Annotated in this window: 17 protein-coding genes and 2 tRNA genes; 14 read left to right on the top strand and 5 right to left on the bottom strand. The window is 63.4% G+C overall.

Translation table 11 applies throughout. The features are described from left to right. Positions 1 to 2,530: 2,530 nt before the first annotated feature. Genes CH266_RS01205 through rpmH form a run of 5 tightly spaced genes read right to left on the bottom strand, consistent with a single transcriptional unit; the run spans position 2,531 to position 5,225 of the window. Positions 2,531 to 3,223: a Jag family protein gene (locus tag CH266_RS01205; protein ID WP_032400883.1), complete on the bottom strand. Its 693-nt coding sequence runs from the start codon at positions 3,221 to 3,223 to the stop codon at positions 2,531 to 2,533. Between the two features lie 25 nt (positions 3,224 to 3,248). Continuing rightward, positions 3,249 to 4,340 (bottom strand): membrane protein insertase YidC, encoded by a 1,092-nt coding sequence (yidC, locus tag CH266_RS01210; protein ID WP_032400884.1) that lies wholly within the window; start codon positions 4,338 to 4,340, stop codon positions 3,249 to 3,251. Positions 4,341 to 4,344: 4 nt separating this feature from the next. Then, complete coding sequence (gene yidD / locus CH266_RS01215) at positions 4,345 to 4,674, bottom strand: membrane protein insertion efficiency factor YidD (protein WP_027495003.1); 330 nt, start codon at positions 4,672 to 4,674, stop codon at positions 4,345 to 4,347. Further along, positions 4,671 to 5,051, bottom strand: a complete 381-nt coding sequence (gene rnpA, locus CH266_RS01220; RefSeq protein WP_032367623.1) for a ribonuclease P protein component — start codon at positions 5,049 to 5,051, stop codon at positions 4,671 to 4,673. The genes yidD and rnpA overlap by 4 nt, the downstream gene beginning before the upstream one ends. Before the next feature lie 30 nt (positions 5,052 to 5,081). Then, positions 5,082 to 5,225, bottom strand: coding sequence for a 50S ribosomal protein L34 (gene rpmH / locus CH266_RS01225; RefSeq protein ID WP_026347786.1), 144 nt, complete (start codon positions 5,223 to 5,225; stop codon positions 5,082 to 5,084). 622 nt (positions 5,226 to 5,847) lie between these two features. Here rpmH and dnaA point away from each other — a divergent pair. The 14 genes from dnaA to CH266_RS01295 all read left to right on the top strand — a co-directional run bounded on the left by dnaA (position 5,848) and on the right by CH266_RS01295 (position 23,551). Next, a complete protein-coding gene (gene dnaA / locus CH266_RS01230) occupies positions 5,848 to 7,380 on the top strand; it encodes a chromosomal replication initiator protein DnaA (protein WP_027495001.1) in 1,533 nt (510 codons plus the stop codon). A gap of 659 nt (positions 7,381 to 8,039) precedes the next feature. Next, positions 8,040 to 9,224 carry a DNA polymerase III subunit beta gene (gene dnaN / locus CH266_RS01235; RefSeq protein ID WP_027494999.1) on the top strand — a complete coding sequence of 395 codons (1,185 nt, stop codon included), beginning with the start codon at positions 8,040 to 8,042 and terminating at the stop codon, positions 9,222 to 9,224. Positions 9,225 to 9,328: 104 nt separating this feature from the next. Further along, positions 9,329 to 10,255: a phosphogluconate dehydrogenase (NAD(+)-dependent, decarboxylating) gene (gene gnd, locus CH266_RS01240; protein ID WP_027494998.1), complete on the top strand. Its 927-nt coding sequence runs from the start codon at positions 9,329 to 9,331 to the stop codon at positions 10,253 to 10,255. Continuing rightward, positions 10,256 to 11,488 carry a DNA replication/repair protein RecF gene (recF, locus tag CH266_RS01245; RefSeq protein ID WP_048319005.1) on the top strand — a complete coding sequence of 411 codons (1,233 nt, stop codon included), beginning with the start codon at positions 10,256 to 10,258 and terminating at the stop codon, positions 11,486 to 11,488. After that, positions 11,485 to 12,045: a DUF721 family protein gene (locus CH266_RS01250; RefSeq protein ID WP_045841531.1), complete on the top strand. Its 561-nt coding sequence runs from the start codon at positions 11,485 to 11,487 to the stop codon at positions 12,043 to 12,045. Before recF ends, CH266_RS01250 begins: the two co-directional genes overlap by 4 nt. Before the next feature lie 167 nt (positions 12,046 to 12,212). Next, on the top strand, positions 12,213 to 13,130 hold the full coding sequence (locus CH266_RS01255; RefSeq protein ID WP_032371404.1) for a metal-dependent hydrolase: 918 nt from the start codon (positions 12,213 to 12,215) through the stop codon (positions 13,128 to 13,130). Positions 13,131 to 13,162: 32 nt separating this feature from the next. Beyond that, positions 13,163 to 14,260 (top strand): PDR/VanB family oxidoreductase, encoded by a 1,098-nt coding sequence (locus tag CH266_RS01260; RefSeq protein ID WP_027494994.1) that lies wholly within the window; start codon positions 13,163 to 13,165, stop codon positions 14,258 to 14,260. Positions 14,261 to 14,515: 255 nt separating this feature from the next. Next, the gene (gene gyrB, locus CH266_RS01265; protein ID WP_027494993.1) at positions 14,516 to 16,558 is read left to right on the top strand and encodes a DNA topoisomerase (ATP-hydrolyzing) subunit B; all 2,043 of its coding nucleotides are present in this window, start codon (positions 14,516 to 14,518) and stop codon (positions 16,556 to 16,558) included. Positions 16,559 to 16,623: 65 nt separating this feature from the next. Then, positions 16,624 to 19,167 carry a DNA gyrase subunit A gene (gyrA, locus tag CH266_RS01270; RefSeq protein WP_027494992.1) on the top strand — a complete coding sequence of 848 codons (2,544 nt, stop codon included), beginning with the start codon at positions 16,624 to 16,626 and terminating at the stop codon, positions 19,165 to 19,167. Next, positions 19,168 to 20,544, top strand: coding sequence for a DUF3566 domain-containing protein (locus tag CH266_RS25265; RefSeq protein WP_176456974.1), 1,377 nt, complete (start codon positions 19,168 to 19,170; stop codon positions 20,542 to 20,544). It abuts the gene before it with no gap. A 109-nt stretch (positions 20,545 to 20,653) separates the two neighbouring features. After that, a tRNA-Ile gene (locus CH266_RS01280) sits at positions 20,654 to 20,727 on the top strand. A gap of 190 nt (positions 20,728 to 20,917) precedes the next feature. Further along, positions 20,918 to 20,990 (top strand) — tRNA-Ala (locus tag CH266_RS01285). Between the two features lie 418 nt (positions 20,991 to 21,408). Beyond that, positions 21,409 to 22,359, top strand: coding sequence for an acyl-ACP desaturase (locus CH266_RS01290; RefSeq protein WP_094714509.1), 951 nt, complete (start codon positions 21,409 to 21,411; stop codon positions 22,357 to 22,359). 196 nt (positions 22,360 to 22,555) lie between these two features. Next, complete coding sequence (locus CH266_RS01295) at positions 22,556 to 23,551, top strand: GGDEF domain-containing protein (protein WP_255175802.1); 996 nt, start codon at positions 22,556 to 22,558, stop codon at positions 23,549 to 23,551. The last annotated feature ends 78 nt before the right edge of the window (positions 23,552 to 23,629 follow it).

Consider the following 23,629-nt stretch of genomic DNA (forward strand, 5'->3'; position numbering starts at 1 on the left):
TCGAGCGACCGACCCGATGTCCTCAGCGCGACCCGGTGTCCTCAGCGCGCTCCAATGCACTCGCGCACCAATTGATATCGCCTAGGACTTCCCGGCCCGGCGATGGTGAACGAGATGCCCTTACGGCCAGACCCACCCGGTACGAGAGCCCCTCCTTTCTCCTATTCACTGGAGAGCGTCAGGCTGGCGACTCGAAGTGGATCGCTGTTCTATGCCTTCCGCCGTCGTGCGTCCTCGGTCGGGCTGCCTACGAACGTTGCTCCATGGACACTCGGCGAGCCCGCCAAGGGAAAGCACCCAATCGGCACATTGACCCGACCAGCCGTCACGCGTCCCACACAATCCGCCGATGCAATGAGCCCACCCGAGGACGGCGTTGGGGACCGCGTTCAGTGAAAGGCATCCGCCATCCCCGCCCAGGTTTTGAGCAACCAATTCGTCGAGACGAGTCGTAACTCTGTTATCCGTCTCCGTGCTGTCGGGCGGCGCCTCCGCTGTTTCACGTGAAACCGGACAGCTAACACTCTGGCCGGACGCGTCGGCGGATTCTTCGTCCGGCAGCTTCTGAGACTTGATCTCGGACTCGACTGAGCCCACCACACGTCGACCTCGTGGTCGACCGTGGCCTCGCCCCACACCACCCATCGCGAGCCGACTCCATGCGCCGCTCGTTGGCACCGGCTGTTGCGAGCCCCCGTCGTGGGATCGTCGGGCGATTGGCACCCACGCTGTCGGATACAACCGAACAGCTTCGGGCATCGTTTGTCCTGTCGCGAAATGTCGCGCGGCTCGGACTGCTCCTCGCACCCGCCTACCGCCGGCTGTCGCGAGCACCGGTCGACCGGTCGCAAGATCGACGCCCGGTTCGGACTGCTCCTCGGGCCGGGCCCGCCGAATGTCGTGAGCATCGGCCGGAGCGTATTCAAAAGCGTCGGACGCCTCGAAAGCAGGATCGTGCTTTAGATCGTGTTTCACGTGAAACACGATCCAAGTCTCTGCGGGTCACGTTCGCCGTCGACTTCGCCGTAGTCTCGATGACCGTCAGTCGGCCTCTCGAGCACTCCCGCGGCGGTGGCGATGCGTCGCACTGCGCAATTCAGGACGTCGCCGCCCGGCACGACGACGGGTGAGCGCGTTGCCCGGTGCCAAGTTCCACAACGGGTCTTACCGACGATAAGTCTGGATGTCAGATTGGCAGGCGACCCTCGGGTGCCTCCGATCAGTTGGACCACTTCACCCGCAGACGCAATTCGAAGACGACGACTGCACGGCGATTGAGGGCGGCAGCGTCGATCCCTCCTCGAGCAAATGGGGTCGGACGCGCATAGAGCGAGCCGGCACCAGTCCAACCGAGCCCAGTCTCGATAAGTGACAGCCGTCCAAGAGACCCGACTGTTTCACGTGAAACACGCACACGCGTCCGCTCCCCTCGTAAGTCACCCGGGGGGAGGTGGTTCTCCCTACGCGACCGTCGTGTCCATGATGCGACGCCGGGGCGCACCCACGATGGGTGATCCTGCGTTCGCAGACATACGCGATCCGATGCTGGTGTATCGAGTCCCGCTGAGCGTGAAGCGACCGAAGGTGACTACGAAACTGCCGGCCGCCACACGTCACGCCATGGTGAACCGGTCATGCTCATTTGACCTAACCTGCGACATCACCGCGCCGGACACTCCACCGTCGCAATCCAGAACAAGGTCATCACAGAATTCACCCAGACGAATCCTGCTACGCCTCATGCCTCTAGAAGTTCGCGCAGCACGCACAACACGGTGACAACCCACCGTCCGTCGATCGGCCCTCGTCGTCATCCGATAGCGTCTCGGCAATTGAGGAGTACACTATTTTCGACACGACAGCAGAGTTCGAGGTCATGAACTATCCCGGTGTGCCAGCCCGCTACACGGAGGCCCGCCTGCCATACCGTTGCGCAGTGGACCACGGTGCGATGAGCCCGCTGCCGGCGCGCACCGCGGCAAGCGAACCGACTCTCGGATAGTCCGCTGTACCACCGCGGCTGGTTCCCTCCTCGGACTTGGAACTGAGCACACGCGTGCGTTGATGCGGCAGAACTAAGCGGGCGGTTCTCAGCGTGTGCACGATGGGTGGTCTCGGCTACTCGCAATCGGCTGGGGTCCAAGAGTTGGTGACACCCTCGACCTCGCCGAGCCGCGAGGCATTCCTCGATCATCGGCTGTCGACCAAACGGGATCCGGTCGCATGATCGGCGTGCGTATGACCGCCACAAGGGCGAGCCACCTCGACCTATCAGTCGACATCTGCCTCAGCGTTCGTTTCACGTGAAACATCGTCCAACACGTGGAATCACGGACAGAGCCGCCCTGCAACCACCCGTCACAGTGACGAAAGCGTCCGATACCGCTGGGCCCTTTATTTTTCGCTCTCGGAGCCCATCCGATCGCCAACACCCAAGGCAAATTACATCAGTGCAATTCATGCCCAAGCTTTCAACACAAACGACGATGGCCCCCACCGAAGTGGGGGCCATCGACTATCGAAAGTGTCGCTATGCCTTGACGACGACTACCCGTCGAGCGGGTTCGACGCCGGTGCTTTCGCTCGCAACGCCGTCGATTTTGGCGACTGCGTCGTGCACGATCTTGCGCTCGAACGGAGTCATCGGAGTCAGTTCCTCACGCTCTCCGGATTCGAGTACTCGACGTGCCGCTTCGGCACCCAGGTTCCCGAGCTCGGTGCGTCGCTTGGCGCGCCACCCAGCAACGTCGAGCATCAGCTTGCTGCGCTCGCCCGTCGACTGCTGCACAGCCAGACGCGTGAGTTCCTGCAGAGCGTCGAGTACCTCGCCCTTGCGACCGACGAGCTTGGCGAGATCGTCCCCGCCGTCGATGCTGACGATCGCGCGATCACCCTCGACGTCGAGGTCGATGTCTCCGTCGAAGTCGAGGACGTCCAAAAGCTGCTCGAGGTAGTCGCCGGCGATTTCGCCTTCCTCGACCAAGTAGTCCTCGTCGTCTTCGTCGTCCTCATCCGAATCGTCGTCATTCGAGTCCGCAACGTCATCGACACTCGTGGGAGCCGACGGCGTCTTCTGCACGGCGTCGTCGACGGTAGCTTCGTCGTCGGACTCCGTCTCGACGGCACTCACCTGATCGGTCTCGACCATCACGTCACCCACTCCATCCCCAGCTGCTGCGTTCCGTACTTCGTCGTTCTGTGCTTCTTCGGCGTGCGCTGCCATGTTCGTCCTTCTCTCGACGTGTCGGTCAGCGCCGCTTGCGCTTGGTCGACTTGTTCCTGTTCGCCTGCGGTCGCGGTTTGCTCGGCGTGGCAGACCCTGACGAAGAGTCCGTCCCGGTGGTTCCGGCATCGGTCGAGGACTCTTCACCTGTCGGTGCCATCTTCGAGAGCTTCGGCCGAGCACCGGGCTTGGGCTTGGTTGTCGAGACCGGCTTCACTCCTGGCTTGGGCGCATTCTCCGAGCGCTTCTCGACGGCGGCCGCTACCTTGGCGGCCTCTTCCTTGTCGATCTTGCCGAACACGAGGTGCTGCTGCGCGTAGGTCCATGTGTTGTTGCTGACCCAGTACAGCAGGATGGCGATCGGAAGCAATGCGCCGAAGACGAGGACGCCGAGCGGGAACACGTACAGCGCAAGCTTGTTCATGATTGCGGACTGCGGGTTTGCTGCCGCGGCAGCGCTCTGACGTGCGACCGACGCACGTGAGTTCAGGTGAGTCATGATCGCCGCGATGATCATCAGTGGGATGGATACGGCCGCGATGACCCATGTGGACGGAATTGTTGCTCCCGGACCCACAGCGAAGGCGTTGAGCTGATCCTGCGGCATCGTGATCCACGCCGAGATCGGTGCTCCGAACAGACGAGCATCGAGGAACGACTGCACATCGGACACGTTGAACGCGTAGTTCGACAGCTCACGATTCTCTTCGGGCGTCAGCCCGAGCTGACCGAAACCGGTGCCGGTGCGGTTGAACGAGCGAAGCACGTGGAACAGGCCGATGAACACCGGTGCCTGTGCCAACACGGGGAGGCAACCCATCAGCGGGTTGAAGCCGTGTTCCTTCTGCAGCTTCTGCATCTCGACGGCCATTTTTTGCTTGTCTTTGCCGTACTTCTTCTGCAGCGCCTTGATCTGCGGCTGCAGTTCCTGCATCTGCCGCGTCGTGCGGACCTGCTTGACGAAGGGCTTGTACAGGATCAGCCGGAGGGTGAAGACGAGGAAGACGACGGACAATGCCCAGGCGAAGCCATTGCTGGGATCCTGGAACACAAAGCCGAACACCTTGTGCCACACCCAGAGAATCCAGGCAACCGGGTAGTAAATGAAGTCGAGCACGGCTCTATGTACTCCTCTGTTCTTCCACTCGCAGGAGATCGTGGTGTTCTTCGGTTTCGGTCAGCTCGGTGACGGTTGCGCGCCACCTACCGGGTTCGGGCACCGGGTCCCAGCCTCCAGAGTGCCAGGGAGCACATTTGAGGAGGCGGACGACTGCCAGGAGCGAGCCCTTCGGCATCCCGTGCACCTGGAGCGCCTCGATGGCGTATTCACTGCAGGTGGGGGAGAAGCGACAGGTAGGGGGCCGCATCGGGGACACATAGGTCCGGTACAACACGATGCAGTAGACGAGAGTTCGAGCAGGAATGGAACGAAGGTTGCCCATGAATGTCATGACGGCGGACCCTTCGGAGCTTCGAGTAGACCGAGCTTCTTCAAACCTGAACGCAGTTGAACGTGTAGATCTGCCGAGGATGCGTGCGCAGCACCTGGAAGTGCTCGAATGACCACGTCGGTGTTCACCGCGAGCCCGTCGATCACCTCGGCACAGATATGCCGAAGCCGGCGCGCAACTCGATGACGAGTTACGGCCGGCCCGACTGCCTTGCTGACGATCAATCCGAAACGTGGCCCATGAACGGTGGATGCGATGTCCTGCTCGTGACGCGCAACTGCGTGTACGACCAGGTCCGATCTACCCATTCGGCGTCCTCGACGCATCACCACGGTGAAGTCACGTGCGCGATGCAGCCGATTCGGCTCAGGAAGCATCCCGAGCTCCAAGCTTCGGACGAACGGTTATCAGGCTGTGAGTTCTTTGCGGCCCTTGCCGCGACGTGCGGAAACGATTGCACGACCCGCACGGGTACGCATACGAAGACGGAAGCCATGAACGCGCGCGCGGCGGCGATTGTTCGGCTGGAACGTCCGCTTGCCCTTGGCCACGGTCAACACTCCTCGAGATTCGAAGACGCCGATCTGTCGGCGCCTGCTGTAAAGGTTCTCAGCGAGTTCGGATGAACTCGCTAGCCTCCCGAGCGAGAAATCCGAGTGAAGACAGACTGTGAGCAGCCAGCAAGCATCGGCCACCTCGCTATTGGGTGACTGTTCGAGAGTACTGATCGAGTCACCGGTGGTCAAACTCGCTCGACATCGACCGATCCGTCGATTCATACACAGGCCACCGACGACGAGACCTCGGACGGGCCGAAGAGTCGACAATATCTGTCGTTCCGCCGCGCCGCGCAACTGGTCGTTGCTGCGATCGAACGACTGACAATGGCTATCGCCGCAGGTCAGACTGTCGTATACGTACTACCACGCCACTCGGTGACGGTTGGGCTCACATCGGTGTCGTTTATCCACACCTGTGGATAATTGTGTGGAAACACAGTTCAGGTGGCATATTCGTACCTTGCGGGGTCCACCGAGGGACCCTTGTCTCGGCCGCGGAGGCGCACGATCGACGACGCTATCCGACGACGCGGTTGCGCGGGTTCGAAACGCCGCACCGAATCGGTTGTCGGAGTCCGGCGAGACCTACAAGCTCGACGACGGAGGGATCGACGTGAACGACGATCCGGATGCGCTTGCGCGCATCTGGCCCGAGGTAGTCGCGGAGCTGACGTCCGACCGACACAGTGGGTCGCCGCTGACCAAGGGCCAGAAGGCCTGGCTCGCGCTGGTCAAACCGCTCACGTTGACTCAGGGCTTCGCTCTGCTCGCCGTCCCGTCGACCTTCGCTCAGGAAGCGATCGAACGTGACCTGCGCGAACCCATCCTGGGAGCCCTGGGGCGTCATCTGGGACAGGGTGTCGAAGGTCTCGGCGTTCGGATCTCCGCCCCCGAGGACGAGAAGCTCGAAACCGAGCGCTCGACGTATCCCGATGCCGTCAGTTCCCCGACGTACCGGCGCCGCGTCCTGACCAGCAGAGACGACGAGCCGTCGGACTCCGAGACCGCCGATTACGAGGAAGTGGACGACGAGCGGGAAGCCCTCGCCAGCGTCCAGAACTCGTGGCCGACGTACTTCACCAAACCACCGGAATCGACGCCACCGTCGTCGGGTGCCAACAGCCTCAACTCGAAGTACACCTTCGACACGTTCGTGATCGGCGCCTCCAACCGGTTCGCGCACGCCGCCGCGGTCGCCATCGCCGAAGCACCCGCCCGGGCGTACAACCCGTTGTTCGTGTGGGGGGCGTCGGGCCTGGGCAAGACGCACCTGCTGCACGCGGCCGGGCACTACGCGCAGCGCCTGTTCCCGGGCATGCGCGTCAAGTACGTCTCCACCGAAGAATTCACCAACGACTTCATCAACAGTCTCCGTGACGACCGCAAGGTGGCGTTCAAGCGCCGCTACCGGGAGACCGACGTGCTGCTGGTCGACGACATTCAGTTCATCGAGGGCAAGGAAGGTATCCAGGAAGAGTTCTTCCACACCTTCAACACGCTGCACAACGCCAACAAGCAGATCGTCGTCTCGTCCGACCGACCACCCAAACAGTTGGCGACCCTCGAGGAGCGGCTGCGTACCCGCTTCGAGTGGGGCCTGATCACCGACGTCCAGCCACCGGAGCTCGAGACGCGAATCGCCATCCTGAGCAAGAAGGCTCGGATGGACCGACTCGACGTGCCGCACGACGTCCTGGAGCTGATCGCCAGCCGCATCGAGCGCAACATCCGCGAGCTCGAAGGCGCCCTCATTCGCGTGACGGCATTCGCCTCGTTGAACGGACAGGCCCTCGACCTCACCCTCGCCGAAGTCGTCCTACGTGACTTGATTCCCGATTCGTCCAGCTTGGAGATCAACGCGGCCACGATCATGGCCGTCACCGCGGAATACTTCGACACCTCCATCGAGGACCTGTGCGGGCCGGGTAAGGCCCGGGCATTGGCCATGGCCAGGCAGATAGCGATGTACCTCTGCAGAGAGCTCACCGACCTGTCACTACCGAAGATCGGTCAGACGTTCGGCCGAGATCACACGACGGTGATGTACGCGGACAAGAAGATTCGCAAGGAAATGACCGAGCGTCGCAAGGTCTACGACCAGGTCCAGGAGTTGACGGCGCGCATCAAGCAGCGCTCGAAGCGATAGCTCCACAGTCCTTCGGCAACGACGGCGACGGCGCCGATTCCCATCGCGGGGGTCGGCGCCGTCGCCGTTTTCGTCGGTGATCGGTGCCGCCTCGGTTCGACTCGGGCGTCGATCGAACACGATCTCCAGTCGATTCCGGATCGAATCTGGGTCGATTCCGCGCCGATTCTGGGCCGAATCGGATGACATTTCGGAGCCGACGACCATTGATTCACACCTGTGGATAACCATGTGGACAACCGTCGACTTCTGGGGATGGAATGTGGGCGCCTGTGCACCGATGCGATTGGTCCACAGGCAGCCGTCCGTCAACCGCAGATTGGTCCCGAGTTCATCCCCACGACACCACGCCGAGCCACCAGCATCGCGAGGGCTCCATGCACAGATTGCACAGGACCTATTAATACTTCTGTTTTCTCCTTGAAAGAACTTCTTTGAAAACAGGTGTTGGGGAACGATCCGTTCACAGCCCCCTTCCGACGACCGCATCGGTGCCCTTCGCGGCCTCGCCCGAGCTTTCAACTTCGTCTCGAAGGGCATACGGTGTGCTTGCGCTGGATGTGCCAGACTCGTCGTTGCATCGGTTGGAGCCGCGACGATCGTGGTCGCACCGCTCGACTGTGCACACGAATGCCCCGAACGAGAGGAAATGCCGAGCGATGGAGCTTGGAAGTTTGAAGTTTCGCGTTGCTCGTGAAGATTTTTCCGATTCCGTGGCTTGGGTGGCCCGCAGCCTGCCGTCCCGGCCGCCCGTTCCCGTTCTCGGTGGCGTTCTGCTCGCCGCCGACGAACAGGGTCTGACGGTCTCGGGCTTCGATTACGAGGTCTCCGCCCAGGTGAAAGTTTCGGCCGAAGTGGCCACCGCAGGACGAGTTCTGGTGTCGGGCAAGCTACTTGCCGATATCACCAAGTCGTTGCCGAACAAGCCCGTCGACGTCACCGTCGACGGGACCCGCGTTCTCGTCAACTGCGGAAGCGCAAAATTCTCGCTGCCGACGATGCCGGTCGAGGACTATCCTCAGCTACCCGAGTTGCCCAGCAACACCGGTTCGCTGGCCGGTGATGTCTTCTCCGAGGCAATTGCCCAGGTCGCCATTGCGGCGGGCAAGGACGACACGCTTCCCATGCTGACCGGTATCCGTGTCGAGATCGACGGCACCAACGTCGTGCTGGCTGCGACCGACCGATTCCGGTTGGCGGTTCGTGAGGTGGACTGGACTCCCGCCGGCGCCGACACCACCACCGCAGTGCTGATTCCGGCGAAGACCCTGTCCGAGTCGGCCAAGACTCTCGGTGGCAACGCGGGTTCGCCCGTCGAGCTCGCTCTCGGTTCGGGTTCCTCCATCGGGAGCGACGGTTTGCTCGGAATCGTCAGCGACGGGCGCCGCACGACCACTCGTCTGCTCGATGCGGAATTCCCGAAGTTCCGTCAGTTGCTCCCGGCAGAGCACACCGCCGTCGCAACACTCGAGATCGCGCCGTTGGTCGAGGCCATCAAGCGCGTGGCACTCGTCGCCGAACGCGGTGCGCAGGTGCGTCTGGAATTCAACGCCGAAGGTGTGCTGCTCTCGGCAGGCGGCGACGATGCCGGCCGCGCCGAGGAAGCTCTGCCGGCCGACTTCCAGGGCGAGGCGCTCACCATCGCGTTCAACCCGGGGTACCTCATCGACGGCCTGTCCTCCTTGCACAGCGAGAAGGTCACGTTCGGTTTCACCACCCCCAGTCGGCCTGCAGTGCTGCGTCCGACGTCGGACGAGGAGCTGGTGCCCGACGATTCCGGCAAGTTCGCGGCGCCTCAGTCCCAATACACCTATCTGTTGATGCCGGTCAGGCTGCCGGGCTGATCCTGCCTGGTTACTGTTGAGGTTGCGGGATCGTACGAGTCGTTCCGCCGGCTCCACACCCGCTCGACCGGAATTACACCTGACACAGACAAGGACGCTTCCTCATGCAGCTGGGCTTGGTCGGTCTCGGAAAAATGGGCTTCAACATGCGCGAGCGGCTGCGCGAGCACGGCCACGAGGTCATCGGTTACGACCCGAGGCCCGAGGTGACGGACACCCCGTCACTCGCCGGTCTCGCGGAATCCCTCACCGCTCCCCGAGTGGTGTGGGTGATGGTGCCCTCCGGCCAGATCACCCGGGACACCATCACCGGGCTCGGGGATGTTCTCGAACCTGGCGACCTGGTGATCGACGGTGGAAACTCGCGTTTCACCGATGACAAGCCCAACGCAGAACTGTTGGACGCCAAGGGAATCGGTTACATCGATGCCGGAGTCTCGGGCGGTGTCTGGGGATTGAAGAACGGCTACGGCCTGATGGTCGGCGGAGACGACGAGCACGTTGCACGCGCTATGCCGATCTTCGACGCCCTGCGTCCGGAAGGGGAACGCGCGGACGGATTCGTCCACGCCGGCCCTGTCGGTGCCGGGCATTACTCGAAGATGGTGCACAACGGCATCGAATACGGACTGATGCAGGCGTACGCCGAGGGCTACGAAATCCTCGAGGCCGAAGAATTGGTGCAGGACGTGCAGGGCGTGCTGCGGGCCTGGAGCAAGGGCACTGTCGTGCGGTCGTGGCTGCTCGATCTGTTGGTCGAGGCACTCGGTCAGGATCCGGAGTTCAGTGAGATCTCGGGGTACACCGAGGACTCCGGCGAGGGTCGATGGACCGTCGAGGAGGCCATTCGGCATGCCGTACCAGCCCCGGTCATCTCCGCAGCTCTGTTCGCGAGATTCGCTTCGCGACAAGAAGATTCGCCTGCCATGAAGGCAGTGTCGGCGTTGCGGAACCAGTTCGGCGGGCACGCCGTCAAGAAGGCGGATGCGGACGAGACACTGCGCGCACCCGCGCCGAAGAACACCGAGTAAGTGTTCGTCCGGTCTTTGCAACTTCACGATTTCCGGTCCTGGGACGACGTCATCGTCGACCTGGGCCCGGGATCGACCGTGTTCGTCGGGCCCAACGGCCACGGTAAGACCAACCTGCTGGAATCACTCGGTTATCTGTCGACGCTGTCCTCGCACCGGGTCTCGACCGATGCGCCCATGATCAGGGCAGGTGCGTCCACCGCGTTCGTCGGCAGCGCCGTGGTCAACCACGGACGCGAGTTGATCATCGACGTCGAACTGCTCGAGGGCAAGGCGAACAAGGCGAGGATGAACAGGTCTCCGCTGCGTCGGCCACGAGAGATTCTGGGTGTGCTCCAGAGTGTGTTGTTCGCACCCGAGGACCTGTCTCTGGTGCGCGGCGACCCGAGTGAGCGCCGGCGGTATCTGGACGAGCTGCTCACCACCAGAATTCCTCGAATGGCCGCTGTGCGTGCAGATTACGACAAGGTGCTGCGTCAGCGGTCGGCACTGCTCAAGACCGCCAGCGGGGCGTTGCGCCGAGGCTCGTCATCCACCGACGGCTCGAGCGCTCTGGCCACGCTCGATGTCTGGGACGGCCATCTTGCTGCCCACGGTGCCCGATTGCTGTCGGCCAGAATATCTTTGGTACACGAGCTGATGCCCTTCGTGCAGCAGGCCTACGAGTCGATCGCGCCGGAATCGCGGCTCGCCACGTTGTCCTATCGCTGCAGTCTCGCCGAGGCACTGCCGCCGGAATTCTCCGATGCCGGCCGAGCACCGGAGTCCGACGACGTCGACGTGCTGGAAGCTGCTTTCCTGCACCAACTTTCGGTGATGAGGCAGCGAGAGATCGAACGTGGGGTGTGTCTGGTCGGGCCCCATCGAGACGATCTGGAACTGATGCTCGGCGACCGACCCACCAAGGGCTTTGCCAGCCACGGTGAATCGTGGTCGTACGCACTCTCTCTTCGGCTCGGCTCCTTTTCGTTGCTGCGCGAGGACGGGACCGACCCCGTCCTGATGCTCGACGACGTGTTCGCCGAGCTCGACCGCAAGCGGCGCACGGCCCTCGCGGCAGTCGCGGCCGACGCGGAACAGGTACTGATCACCGCCGCGGTTCCCGAGGACGTGCCACCCGAACTCGATGCACGACGCTACGGTGTCGAGGCACGTCAGGGATCCGATTCCGGTGCGGCAGGCCGTATTTCGACCATCACCGAGCTGTCGACGTCGGAGAGTGAGGTGTCATGAGCGACGACACGAACTCATCGGCACCGGATGAGCAGCCGGAGTTGAAGGGCGTCGACCTTGCGCGTCGGGCGCTCGAAGATGCCCGGGCTGCGGCCAAGGCGAGCGGCAAGTCGGTCGGTCAAGGTCGTTCGTCACCGACCGGGGGTGTCCGGGCACTGCGGGGGCGTCGACGACGGGGTTGGTCGGGGGCGGGCCCCGACGATCGAGATCCGCAGGCGTTCGGCGCACTGGCGAACTCGATCGCTTCCAAGCGTGGTTGGTCGGCCAAGGTATCCGAGGGTGCCGTGCTGGGGCGGTGGCCCAGCGTCGTCGGTGAGGACATCTCGGCACACGCCGACCCCACCGGCCTCAAGGACGGAGTGCTCAGTATCTCCGCCGAGTCGACTGCGTGGGCGACGCAGCTCCGACTGATGCAGTCGCAGATACTGGCGAAGATCGCGGCGGCGGTGGGCCACGGTGTGGTGACGTCGCTTCGGATCACCGGGCCGACGACGCAGAGCTGGCGAAAAGGCGAGCGCCACGTCAAAGGTCGTGGTCCGCGGGACACCTACGGATAGTGACTGTTCCCAATGCGCGTTCGACGTAGCCCCTGGTCCAGGTGATCCTCAACAGATGTTGGGGGCAGTGTTGCTGTGAGACAGTTGGTATGCGTAGCGTGATTCGGGACACGCAACGGTCGGGGGACCGAATACTGTTCCATGCGGCCATCGGACGAGGAGAAGTTGTGTCTGCACCTACGAAGAAGGCGTCGACAACGGCGGTCGACGTCGATGGGACCCCCGAAGACAGAGTGGTTCTGCACGCTCGGAACGTCGAATTCGATTGGGAAACTCTGCCGCTGCACTATATGGACGGCAATCCCCTGGCCACCCACCTGATCAATGTGATGCACCTGCTTCTGCCCGAGGGTGAGGAGTGGTTCGTGCGCACGTTCAAAGAGGCGTTGCCGCTCATCCACGACGATCAGTTGCGCGACGACGTGATCGGCTTCATCGGCCAGGAAGCCATGCATGCACAGGCCCACACCGAGGTCCACGATCAGCTTCGAGCCCACGGCATCGATGTCGATCCGTACGTCGACCAGATGAAGTTCCTGTTCGGTCGCGCACTCGGCAATCGCTCGGGCCACGGTCAGAACAGCCTGGTGGAGCGTCTTGCCTTGATCGCAGCTGCCGAGCATCTGACCGCGTTTCTCGGCGACTGGGTCCTCAACGCGCGCGAACTCGACGAAGCCGACGTCGATCCGGTCATGCTCGATCTGTTGCGGTGGCACGGCGCCGAAGAAGTGGAGCATCGTTCGGTGGCGTACGAGGTGATGCGCTACTTCGACGTTCGGCCGGCCCGGCGTATCCGTACCTACGTGGTCATTGCACCCACTCTCGTCTGGTTCTGGACGCGCGGCGTGCGCTACCTCATGAGCCAGGATCCGACGTTGGCGCATCTGTCGCCGAAGGAGCGCACGCCGTCGTTCCGGGAATTCCGACGGGTCGCCAAGTCCGGTCTGTTTCCGACGCCGATGTCCATGGTCAAGGCGTCCCTGCGGTACTTCAAGAGCACATATCACCCGTCTCAGGAAGGCTCGACGGCCCAGGCCGTGCAGTATCTCGCCACCTCGCCGGCGGCGCGGTCCGCTGATCGATGACCAAACGCACGTTGCGGAGCAGGCTCGACGCGATGGCTCGAAAGGTCGACTCGTTCCGAGTAGGCCGCACGATTCCACAGAATCTGTACGGGCGTGACGAGCCGGATCAGACGGTGTCGCTGGTCACCGATGCACTGGACAAGTGGTTCGCCCTCCTCGACAACGGTGAGTACGACGCCTCGTTCGCGGCGCCTCCCGTCGCGCGTACCCGAGAACTGACACTGGTCTCCCGTGACGTTCTGTGCATCGACGAACAGGTCGTCCAGCTGACCTTCGCCGCCGCCGACGGGTCGGCTCTGCCGGCGTGGGCACCGGGAATGCACTTGGATTTTTACCTCCCGTCCGGTCGCCGACGGCAGTATTCCCTGTGCGGATTGCCCGGCGACGACACGTACTCGATCGCAGTACGACTCGTGCCGGACGGCGGCGGCGGATCTCCGGAGATGCACGCGCTGACGGTCGGCACTGCGGTGTCGATCAGGGGGCCGCGCAACGGGTTTCCGTTCGTACCGTCCGAACAGGCAGTATTCGTCGCCGGTGGAATCGGCATCACCGCGATCATCTCGATGGTGCGCCGTGCCCGCGATCTGGGCATGGACTGGCACCTCGTCTACTGCGGCCGCTCCCGCGAGTCGATGCCGTTTCTCGACGAGATCGAGGGCTGGGATCCCGCCCGGGTCACCGTGCGCACCGACGACGTGGACGGCATGCCGTCGAGTATGGATCTGTTGGGCTCGACGGCCCCCGGCGGTTCGGTCTACGTATGTGGTCCGCCGCCGATGATCGACCTCGTTCGCGCCTCGTTCGACGCCCTCCCGGCCACGCATCTGCACTTCGAGCGCTTCTCACCGCCGCCGGTGAAGAACGGGACGGAATTCGAAGTGCAGCTCGTCGATTCCGGCGAAATTCTGTCGGTCGGTGCGGAAGAGACTGCGCTGCATGCCATTCGACGCATCAGGCCGGATGTCGCGTACTCGTGTCAGCAGGGTTTCTGCGGCACGTGTCGGGTGCGAGTGCTCAGCGGAACACCGCAGCATCGAGAGAATCGGTTGACGACCGAGGAGCAGCGGCACGAGATGTTGATCTGTGTCTCGCGGTCGGACGGAGAACGGATCGTCCTCGATCTGTAGCCGAATCGCCGGTTTTACCCTTCATCTTTGTCGTCCGATGTCGAGAAAATGCGCCTGTGAAGCAATCAGGGGCCTTTTAGGGGTGTCATCGTCCCCATGCTGTCGCAGCCACCCAGTACTATGGACCGGTACGACATCAAGCCCGGAACAAACGCATGGACCGAGCACGGCGGAAACGACCGTGCCGACCCTGCGGTAGCACCTACAGCAGGTGTGAGCGGGGTAGTGGACGCGTAGAAGGAGAACCAGCTAACCGTGGCTGCCCAGAAGTCAGGTAACAGTGAGAACAGCAAGGATTACGGCGCTTCGTCCATCACGGTCCTCGAGGGCCTGGAAGCAGTCCGTAAGAGGCCCGGTATGTACATCGGTTCCACCGGTGAACGAGGCCTGCACCACCTGATCTGGGAGGTCGTCGACAACTCCGTCGACGAGGCCATGGCCGGCTACGCCTCCACCGTCGACGTCACCATCCACGAAGACGGCAGCGTCGAGGTCAAGGACGACGGCCGAGGCATCCCCGTCGCCATGCACTCCTCCGGTGTTCCCACCGTCGAGGTCGTCATGACCCAGCTGCACGCCGGTGGCAAGTTCGACTCCGACTCCTACGCCGTCTCCGGCGGTCTGCACGGCGTCGGTATCTCCGTCGTGAACGCACTCTCGACCAAGGTCGAACTGCAGATCGCGCGTGACGGTCACCGCTACAAGCAGACGTACGATTACGCCAAGCCCGGCCCACTCGAGACCGTCGGCGACACCACGGAGACCGGCACCACGGTGCGGTTCTGGGCCGACGGCAAGATCTTCGAGACCCTCGATTACAGCTTCGAGACCGTGCACCGTCGCCTGCAGGAGATGGCGTTCCTCAACAAGGGACTGACCATCAACTTCACCGACGAGCGAGTGGCGGCCACCGACGCGACCGAGGAAGAACTCGGCGAGACCGCCGAGGCACCCAAGACCGCCGAGGAAGAGCAGGCCGACGCGGCCAACGCGAAGCCGGCCAAGGTTCGTAAGCGGACGTACCACTACCCCGACGGTCTGGTGGACTTCGTCAAGCACATCAACCGCACCAAGACCGCGATTCACAACTCGGTCGTCGGCTTCACCGGCAAGGGTGAGGGCCACGAGGTCGAGATCGCCATGCAGTGGAACGCTGGTTACTCCGAATCGGTGCACACCTTCGCCAACACGATCAACACGCACGAGGGCGGTACCCACGAAGAGGGTTTCCGTACCGCGCTGACGTCGACGGTGAACAAGTACGCCATCGAGAAGAAACTGGTCAAGGAAAAGGACGTCAAGCTCACCGGCGACGACATCCGCGAAGGCCTCGCCGCCGTCATCTCGGTGCGAGTCGGGGAGCCCCAGTTCGAGGGACAGACCAAGACCAAGCTCGGCAACACCGAGATTCGCTCGTTCGTGCAGAAGGCGTGCAACGAGCACCTCTCGCACTGGTTCGAGTCCAACCCGGCCGATGCCAAGACAATCATCAACAAGGCGGTCTCGTCCGCGCAGGCCCGCATGGCCGCGCGTAAGGCGCGAGAGTTGGTGCGGCGCAAGAGCGCAACCGATATCGGTGGCCTGCCCGGCAAGCTCGCAGACTGCCGCTCGAACGATCCGAGCAAGTCCGAGATCTACATCGTGGAGGGCGACTCCGCCGGCGGCTCGGCCAAATCCGGCCGTGACTCGATGTTCCAGGCGATCCTGCCGCTGCGCGGAAAGATCATCAACGTCGAGAAGGCCCGCATCGACCGCGTCCTCAAGAACAACGAGGTCCAGTCGATCATCACCGCGTTCGGCACCGGCATTCACGACGAGTTCGACATCGCCAAGCTGCGCTATCACAAGATCGTGCTGATGGCCGACGCCGACGTCGACGGCCAGCACATCTCCACCCTGCTGATGACCCTGCTGTTCCGGTTCATGCGGCCGCTGATCGAGAACGGTCACGTCTACCTGGCCATGCCGCCGCTGTACAAGCTCAAGTGGAGCCGCGGCGAACCGGATTTCGCGTACTCCGACCGCGAGCGCGACGGTCTGCTCGAGGCCGGTATCGCCAACAAGCGCAAGATCAACGTCGAGGACGGCGTCCAGCGCTACAAAGGCCTCGGCGAGATGAACGCCAAGGAGCTGTGGGAAACCACGATGGACCCGGCAGTGCGAGTTCTTCGTCTGGTCACTCTCGACGATGCCGCGGCCGCGGACGAACTGTTCAGCGTCCTGATGGGCGAGGACGTGTCCGCCCGCCGAAGCTTCATCGCGCGTAACGCGAAAGATGTTCGCTTTCTTGACGTTTAGTCGTTTCTCGGACGCACCGCACTCAGTGTCGGTGCGTCCGACGACCGTTTTCGAGGAGATCTTCTATGTCTGACATCACCGAACCGCCGGTCGGGCCCCCGCCGGGCTCGACCACCAACGCCGAGGGCGGCGACCGGATCGATCCGGTCGACATCCAGCAGGAAATGCAGCGCAGCTACATCGATTACGCCATGAGCGTCATCGTCGGCCGCGCGCTTCCCGAGGTCCGCGACGGTCTCAAGCCGGTGCACCGACGTGTGCTGTACGCGATGTACGACTCGGGCTTCCGTCCCGACCGTAGCTACGTGAAATCCGCACGGCCCGTTGCCGAAACGATGGGTAACTACCACCCCCACGGCGACACCTCGATCTACGACGCGCTCGTGCGTCTGGCTCAGCCGTGGTCGATGCGGTACCCACTGGTCGACGGCCAGGGCAACTTCGGCTCCCGCGGCAACGACGGCGCCGCCGCCATGCGATACACCGAAGCGCGTCTGACCCCGCTCGCCATGGAGATGCTGCGCGACATCGACGAGGAAACCGTCGACTTCATCCCCAACTACGACGGCAAAACCCAAGAGCCGACGGTACTTCCGTCGCGTGTGCCGAACCTGTTGATGAACGGCTCCAACGGTATCGCCGTCGGTATGGCCACCAACATTCCGCCGCACAACCTGCGTGAACTCGGCGACGCGGTGTTCTGGGCCCTCGACAACTTCGAGGCCGACGAGGAAGCGACTCTCGCGGCCTGCATGGAACGCGTCAAGGGTCCGGACTTCCCCACCCACGGACTCATCGTCGGCGGCCAGGGAATTCAGGATGCGTACTCGACCGGCCGCGGTTCGATCCGCATGCGCGGCGTCGTCGAGATCGAGGAAGACTCCAACGGTCGCACGACGATCGTCATCACCGAACTGCCTTTCCAGGTCAACCCCGACAACCTGATCACCTCGATCGCCGAGCAGGTCCGCGACGGCAAGTTGTCCGGTATCTCGAAGATCGACGACGAGTCCTCGGACCGCGTCGGTATGCGCATCGTCGTGACGATCAAGCGCGACGCCGTCGCGAAGGTCGTGCTCAACAACCTCTACAAGCACTCGCAGCTGCAGACCAGCTTCGGTGCCAACATGCTCTCGATCGTCGACGGCGTGCCGCGCACCCTGCGGCTCGATCAGATGATCCGGTACTACGTCACTCACCAACTCGACGTCATCGTTCGTCGTACGCGGTACCGCCTGCGCAGAGCCGAGGAGCGGGCCCACATTCTGCGCGGTCTCGTGAAGGCGCTCGACGCGTTGGACGAGGTCATCGCCCTCATCCGTGCGTCGCAGACGGTCGATCTCGCCAAGCAGGGCTTGATCGATCTGCTCGACATCGACGAGATCCAGGCGCAGGCAATTCTCGACATGCAGCTGCGGCGCCTCGCAGCCCTCGAGCGCCAGAAGATCATCGACGAGTTGGCCGAACTCGAACGCACCATCGCCGACCTGCAGGACATTCTGGCCAAGCCGGAGCGTCAGCGTCAGATCGTGCGAGACGAACTGGCCGAGATCGTCGAGAAGTTCGGCGACGACCGTCGCACGCGCATCATCGCTGCCGACGGCGACGTCAACGACGAAGATCTGATCGCCCGGGAGAACGTGGTCGTCACGATCACCGAGACCGGATACGCCAAGCGCACCAGAACCGATCTGTACCGGTCGCAGAAGCGCGGCGGCAAGGGCGTGCAGGGAGCGGGCCTCAAGCAGGACGACATCGTCAGCAAGTTCTTCGTCTGCTCGACGCACGACTGGATCCTGTTCTTCACCACCAAGGGACGCGTCTACCGGGCCAAGGCGTACGAGCTGCCCGAGGCAAACCGCACGGCGCGCGGACAGCACGTCGCGAACCTGCTGGCGTTCCAGCCCGACGAACGCATCGCGCAGGTCATCCAGATCAAGACCTACGAAGATGCTCCCTACCTGGTGCTTGCGACCAAGGGCGGTCTGGTCAAGAAGTCGCGTCTGACCGACTTCGACTCCAACCGCAGCGGCGGCATCGTGGCCGTCAACCTCCGCGGTGAGGACGAGTTGGTCGGGGCAGTTCTGGCGTCGTCCGACGACGACCTGCTGCTCGTCTCGGCTCAGGGCCAATCGATCCGATTCTCGGCCACCGACGAGGTACTGCGACCCATGGGCCGCGCCACCTCCGGTGTCCAGGGCATGCGCTTCAACGGCGAAGACGAGCTGCTCTCGCTCAACGTGGTCAGCGAGAACAAGTTCCTGCTGGTCGCGACGTCGGGCGGTTATTCCAAGCGCACCGCGATGGAGGACTACCCGCAGCAGGGCCGCGGCGGAAAGGGAGTACTGACAATCCAGTACGACCCCAAGCGTGGCACGCTGGTGGGAGCTCTCATCGTCGACGACGAGGACGAGCTGTATGCCATCACGTCCAGTGGTGGCGTCATCCGGACCGCTGCCAAGCAGGTTCGGAAAGCCGGCCGACAGACCAAGGGCGTGCGGTTGATGAATCTCGGTGAAGGCGACACACTGCTCGCGATAGCGCGCAACGCCGACGAGATCGAACCGGACGCAGCAGGTCCCGAAGACGATGCACCGAAGGAGTCGTAAGTGAGCACTCCCAACCGGCCTGGCAGCAGGCCCGGCCCCACGGGTGGACCGGACGGCAGGGACGCTGCGCAGACCGAGCAGCCATCGCGTCCGGCACCTCCAGAAGGTGCCCGACCGGGAAGTCGCCCCCAGCCGGCGACGCGTCCGGCACCCGCGGCCGGGCGAGGACCGGCACCGCAGCAGGGTGCTCGGCCACCGGCACGCCCGACACAGGGTGGTCCGGCCGGCCCGCCTCGTCCGACGCAGGGACCGCCGCCGCAGCGCCCACCGGCACCGCAGGGTCAGCCGGGTTCTCAGGGTCAGCCGGCACCTCAGGGACCGCCGCCGCGAGCACCTCAGCAGGGACCGGCACCGCAGGGACCGGCTCAGTCTCGCCCGCCCCAGGCGGCCAACGGTCGGCCCGGTGAGCCGGGTACCGCAAACGCCGACGGCGGTCGCCCCGCCAACGGCCAGCCGCCGCAGGGTCAGGGACCGTCCGGTCCCGCATCGCCGCCGCGTCCCGCAAATGACGCAGCGCCGGTCGCCGAGGGGTCGGCCGAGTCGAAGGCTCCGGCACCGACCCAGGCGATACCGACTCAGCGCGGAGACGGCCCGCAGGGCGGTTCCGGCACTCCGCCCTGGCAGCGCGGCCCCGGCCAGCGTCCGGCACAGCAGGGGCCCGACGACCGTCAGCAGCCCCAGAACCAACCGCAGACGAACCTGTCCGGGCGCGGCACCGCACTGCCGGCGACAGGTGAGTTCGATCGTTCGACAGCGGCAGCTGCAGCCGCTTCGGCAGCGCCGGGCCAGCGCGACTCGGGCGAGCGTGAATCGGGCGAGCGTGAATCGGGTGGGGACAAGACCGAACGACGCGAGGCAGCGCGGTCGAAAGCGGCCGTGATCGACGGGCCGACCCGGCACATCGAGCGCAAAGATCTGGCGAAGGACATGCCGGATCTGTCCGCCACCCGGCATCCCGAGCCGACGGCAGCCGATCGCGCAGCCCCCACCGCTATCACGGCGGTACCCAGCGCGGACGGCGATCCTCTGCGGGCGACGATCCAGATTCGCAAGATCGACCCCTGGTCGACGCTCAAGATCGCTCTGGTCATCGCTGTGTCGTTGTTCTTCGTGTGGATGGTGGCCGTCGGCCTGCTGTACGCCGTGCTCGACGGCATGGGTGTGTGGGACCGACTCAACAGTGCCTTCACCGAGATCGTCAACGAATCCGGCGACGGCGGACTCGTCAGCGCCGGTCAGGTGTTCGGCTACGCCGCAGTGATCGGTGTGATCAATGTCGTACTGTTCACCGCACTCACCACGATCGGTGCCTTCATCTACAACCTGTCGTCGGACCTGGTCGGCGGCGTCGAAGTGACGCTGGCAGATCGCGACTGACCAGCACGAACGACAGCCGTATCGGGCCGTTTTGGAAGACAGCGGCCCGATACGGTAATCTCATCCCTCGGTTCGAGGAGAGCAATTCTTCGGCCCGAAGCAGTATCGAGGGCCTATAGCTCAGGCGGTTAGAGCGCTTCCCTGATAAGGAAGAGGTCGGAGGTTCAAGTCCTCCTAGGCCCACACCGAACGAACGAAAAGAGGCAGGACGTGAAAGTCCTTCTTCTTGTTGCTTCGGTGGTGATCGCAGTGCTGACAGTATCGAAGGTGCGCTCCACGCGCAGCTCGGAAGGCGTCTGGCACAGCATCTCCACCGGGTGACAATCGCTCGGAGAGAACGTGTAAAGTTCGTGCACGTTCGACAGCAACACCCGGGGCCTTAGCTCAGTTGGTAGAGCGCTGCCTTTGCAAGGCAGATGTCAGGAGTTCGAATCTCCTAGGCTCCACAATCAAAAGGACGTCCATTCCGATGGGTGTCCTTTTTCGTGTCTCCCCTCGACTGCCGCTCACCCCAAGTCCCCTCGACTGCCCCTCAGCCCAAGTCCACTAGATGTGACATTGACCCCCGAAAAGTCCACCGAACGTGACATCGAGTCCCGGCCGGGTGGCAGGGATGCATCGACCACTGTTGTGACTCGGACCAACCGCTGTCGAGATCGGTGCCCAGATATCCAGATCATTGTTCGATTCGTTTCGCATCACGTCCGCGGTCCCTAGCGTTCTTCGGGTACAGCAGCGTCGGTTCTCGGATCGACGGGACAGGTCGCGACGGCGCACCGCAGGGGGGTGTGCCGTCGTTCGATCTCGGCGTCTCGGATCGGTCTTCGGTTCGGGCGTCTCATATTTCTCGGAGGAGCCCCACAGATGACGCGTGTTCTCGATCATGAAGAGCTGTTGACCGAACTCGACGGCACGTTGGAAGCCAACCTGAATCGCCATCTGTCGATGGCGAAGGAGTGGCATCCGCATGATTACGTGCCGTGGGATCTGGGTCGCAATTTTGCAGCGATGGGCGGAGAGGACTGGTCGCTGGAGCAGTCGTCGTTGTCGGAGTTGGCTCGTACAGCGATGATCACCAATCTGTTGACCGAAGACAATTTGCCGTCGTACCACCGCGGTCTGGCCGACAACTTCTCGTTGGACGGAGCCTGGGGCACCTGGGTGGGCCGTTGGACCGCGGAGGAGAACCGTCACGGGATCGTGATGCGCGACTATCTGGTCGTCACACGCGCCGTCGACCCGGTCGAGCTGGAGCGGGCTCGGATGCACCACATGACGGTCGGTGTCGATGCCCCGATGGACGGCTCCAACTTCTTGCATTCGGTGGCGTACGTGACGTTCCAGGAGGTCGCGACGCGCGTGTCGCATCGCAACACGGGTTTGGCCTGTGGTGACCCGATCGCCGATCGAATGCTGGCCCGGGTGGCCGCCGACGAGAATTTGCACATGATCTTCTACCGCAACCTCGGCGAGGCGTCGCTCGACCTGGTCCCGGACCAGATGGTGCGTGCCATCGCCGATGTCGCGACGGACTTTCAGATGCCGGGACTGAACATGCCGAACTTCCGCAAGAACGCCATGATCCTGGCGAAGCACGGGATCTACGATCTCCGCCAGCATCTGGACGAGGTGCTGATGCCGGTGCTGCGGAAATGGAACATATTCGAGCGCAACGACTTCAGTGGTGAGGGCGAACGCGATCGCGATCGTCTGGCCGCATTCGTCCAGGATCTCGAGGCGAAGGCGACGAAGTTCGAGGAATCACGCGATCGCCTGTTGGCGCGGGAGGCAGCGCGGGCCGAGAAAGCGTCCTGACCTGCTACGGAATCGCTGCTGCGGGTCGTGATCGAAGCTCGGAGGTGTTAGAGTCCGGTCACGGGTGGGCCCGATGAGGCGATGGTCGTAGTGCGTGGGGAGGGCCGATGGTGCCTGGGGGGAATCGCGTGAGCGGTGGTGTCCGGTTCGTTGCGTGCCTCGGTGAGGCGTCACGCGTAGTCGACGGTGTCTGCTGGTGAGCAGATTCAGGTTCGACGAGTCCGGCCGGATGCTGGCGGTACTCGCCGCGGTGACCACGGTTCTCTACATCGCGAACGGCATTGCATCGTGGTCGGACCTGTCCAACCCGCAGCAGCTCTTCGCCGCGCTCGCAGTGGTTCTGGGGCCGGCGGCGATCGTTGTTCTCGCCCGGGCAGGAGCGCCGAGTCCCAAGCATGCGGTCGGGATCGCCACCGCTCTGTCGGTGGGCGCGCTTGCCTGTGCATTGGGTAGTAGTAACACGATGCCCGCGTTCTTGATCTGTGTGCAAGCGGCGATGTTCCTCGGCATGCACATCGGTGCGTTCTGGTCCGAGCGCGACGCTGGAATATGGGTTGCGGTGCTGGCCGTGTCTGCGGTCGTGGGTGCCGCTGTCGCCCCTTACGGCACGCCCTTCATCAGCTACATTCTGGTCGCCCTGGGCATCGTCGGCGCAACGGAAGTGTTCGGGGTGTTCGCGCGTCGAATGCGGTATTCGGCCACTCATGATGCGTTGACGGGCCTGCTCAATCGATTCGGTTTCGAGTCGAAGATCGAGAAGATGTTGCCCGCGTGCGCCGCTCGTGGTCTGACGGTGAGTCTGGCGGTGCTCGATCTCGACAACTTCAAGGAGATCAACGACGAGTACGGCCACATTGCCGGCGACGTGTTGCTCACTCGCGTCTCGAAGGCGTGGAAGGGGCAACTGACGAAACGGGATGTTCTGGGCCGGCTCGGCGGAGACGAATTCGTCCTGTTCATGCCAGGGGTTCTCGAGGCCGAAGCCTGGCAGGTCATCGACGGCTTGCGCCGATCCCATCGAGCCGAGTGGAGCGTCGGTCTGGCGTGTATGCCTGCCGGCCGCCGGTGGGGTGAAATCTACCGCGCTGCAGACGCAGACCTGTACCGCGCCAAGCGGAGTCGTCCCCCGAAGGCGTCTCGCCCCACCGAGCCCGGCGACGGACATCGCGGGCCGGTACGCAGAATCGTGTAGCGATACACCGATATGCCCGTCATCCCCAGATTTCATCCACAGCCTGGGGATAGATTCCTCGCTGCACCGTCTCGCTGA

It is taken from the genome of Rhodococcus sp. 06-1474-1B (genome assembly GCF_002258885.1).
Classification (GTDB): Bacteria; Actinomycetota; Actinomycetes; order Mycobacteriales; family Mycobacteriaceae; genus Rhodococcoides; species Rhodococcoides fascians.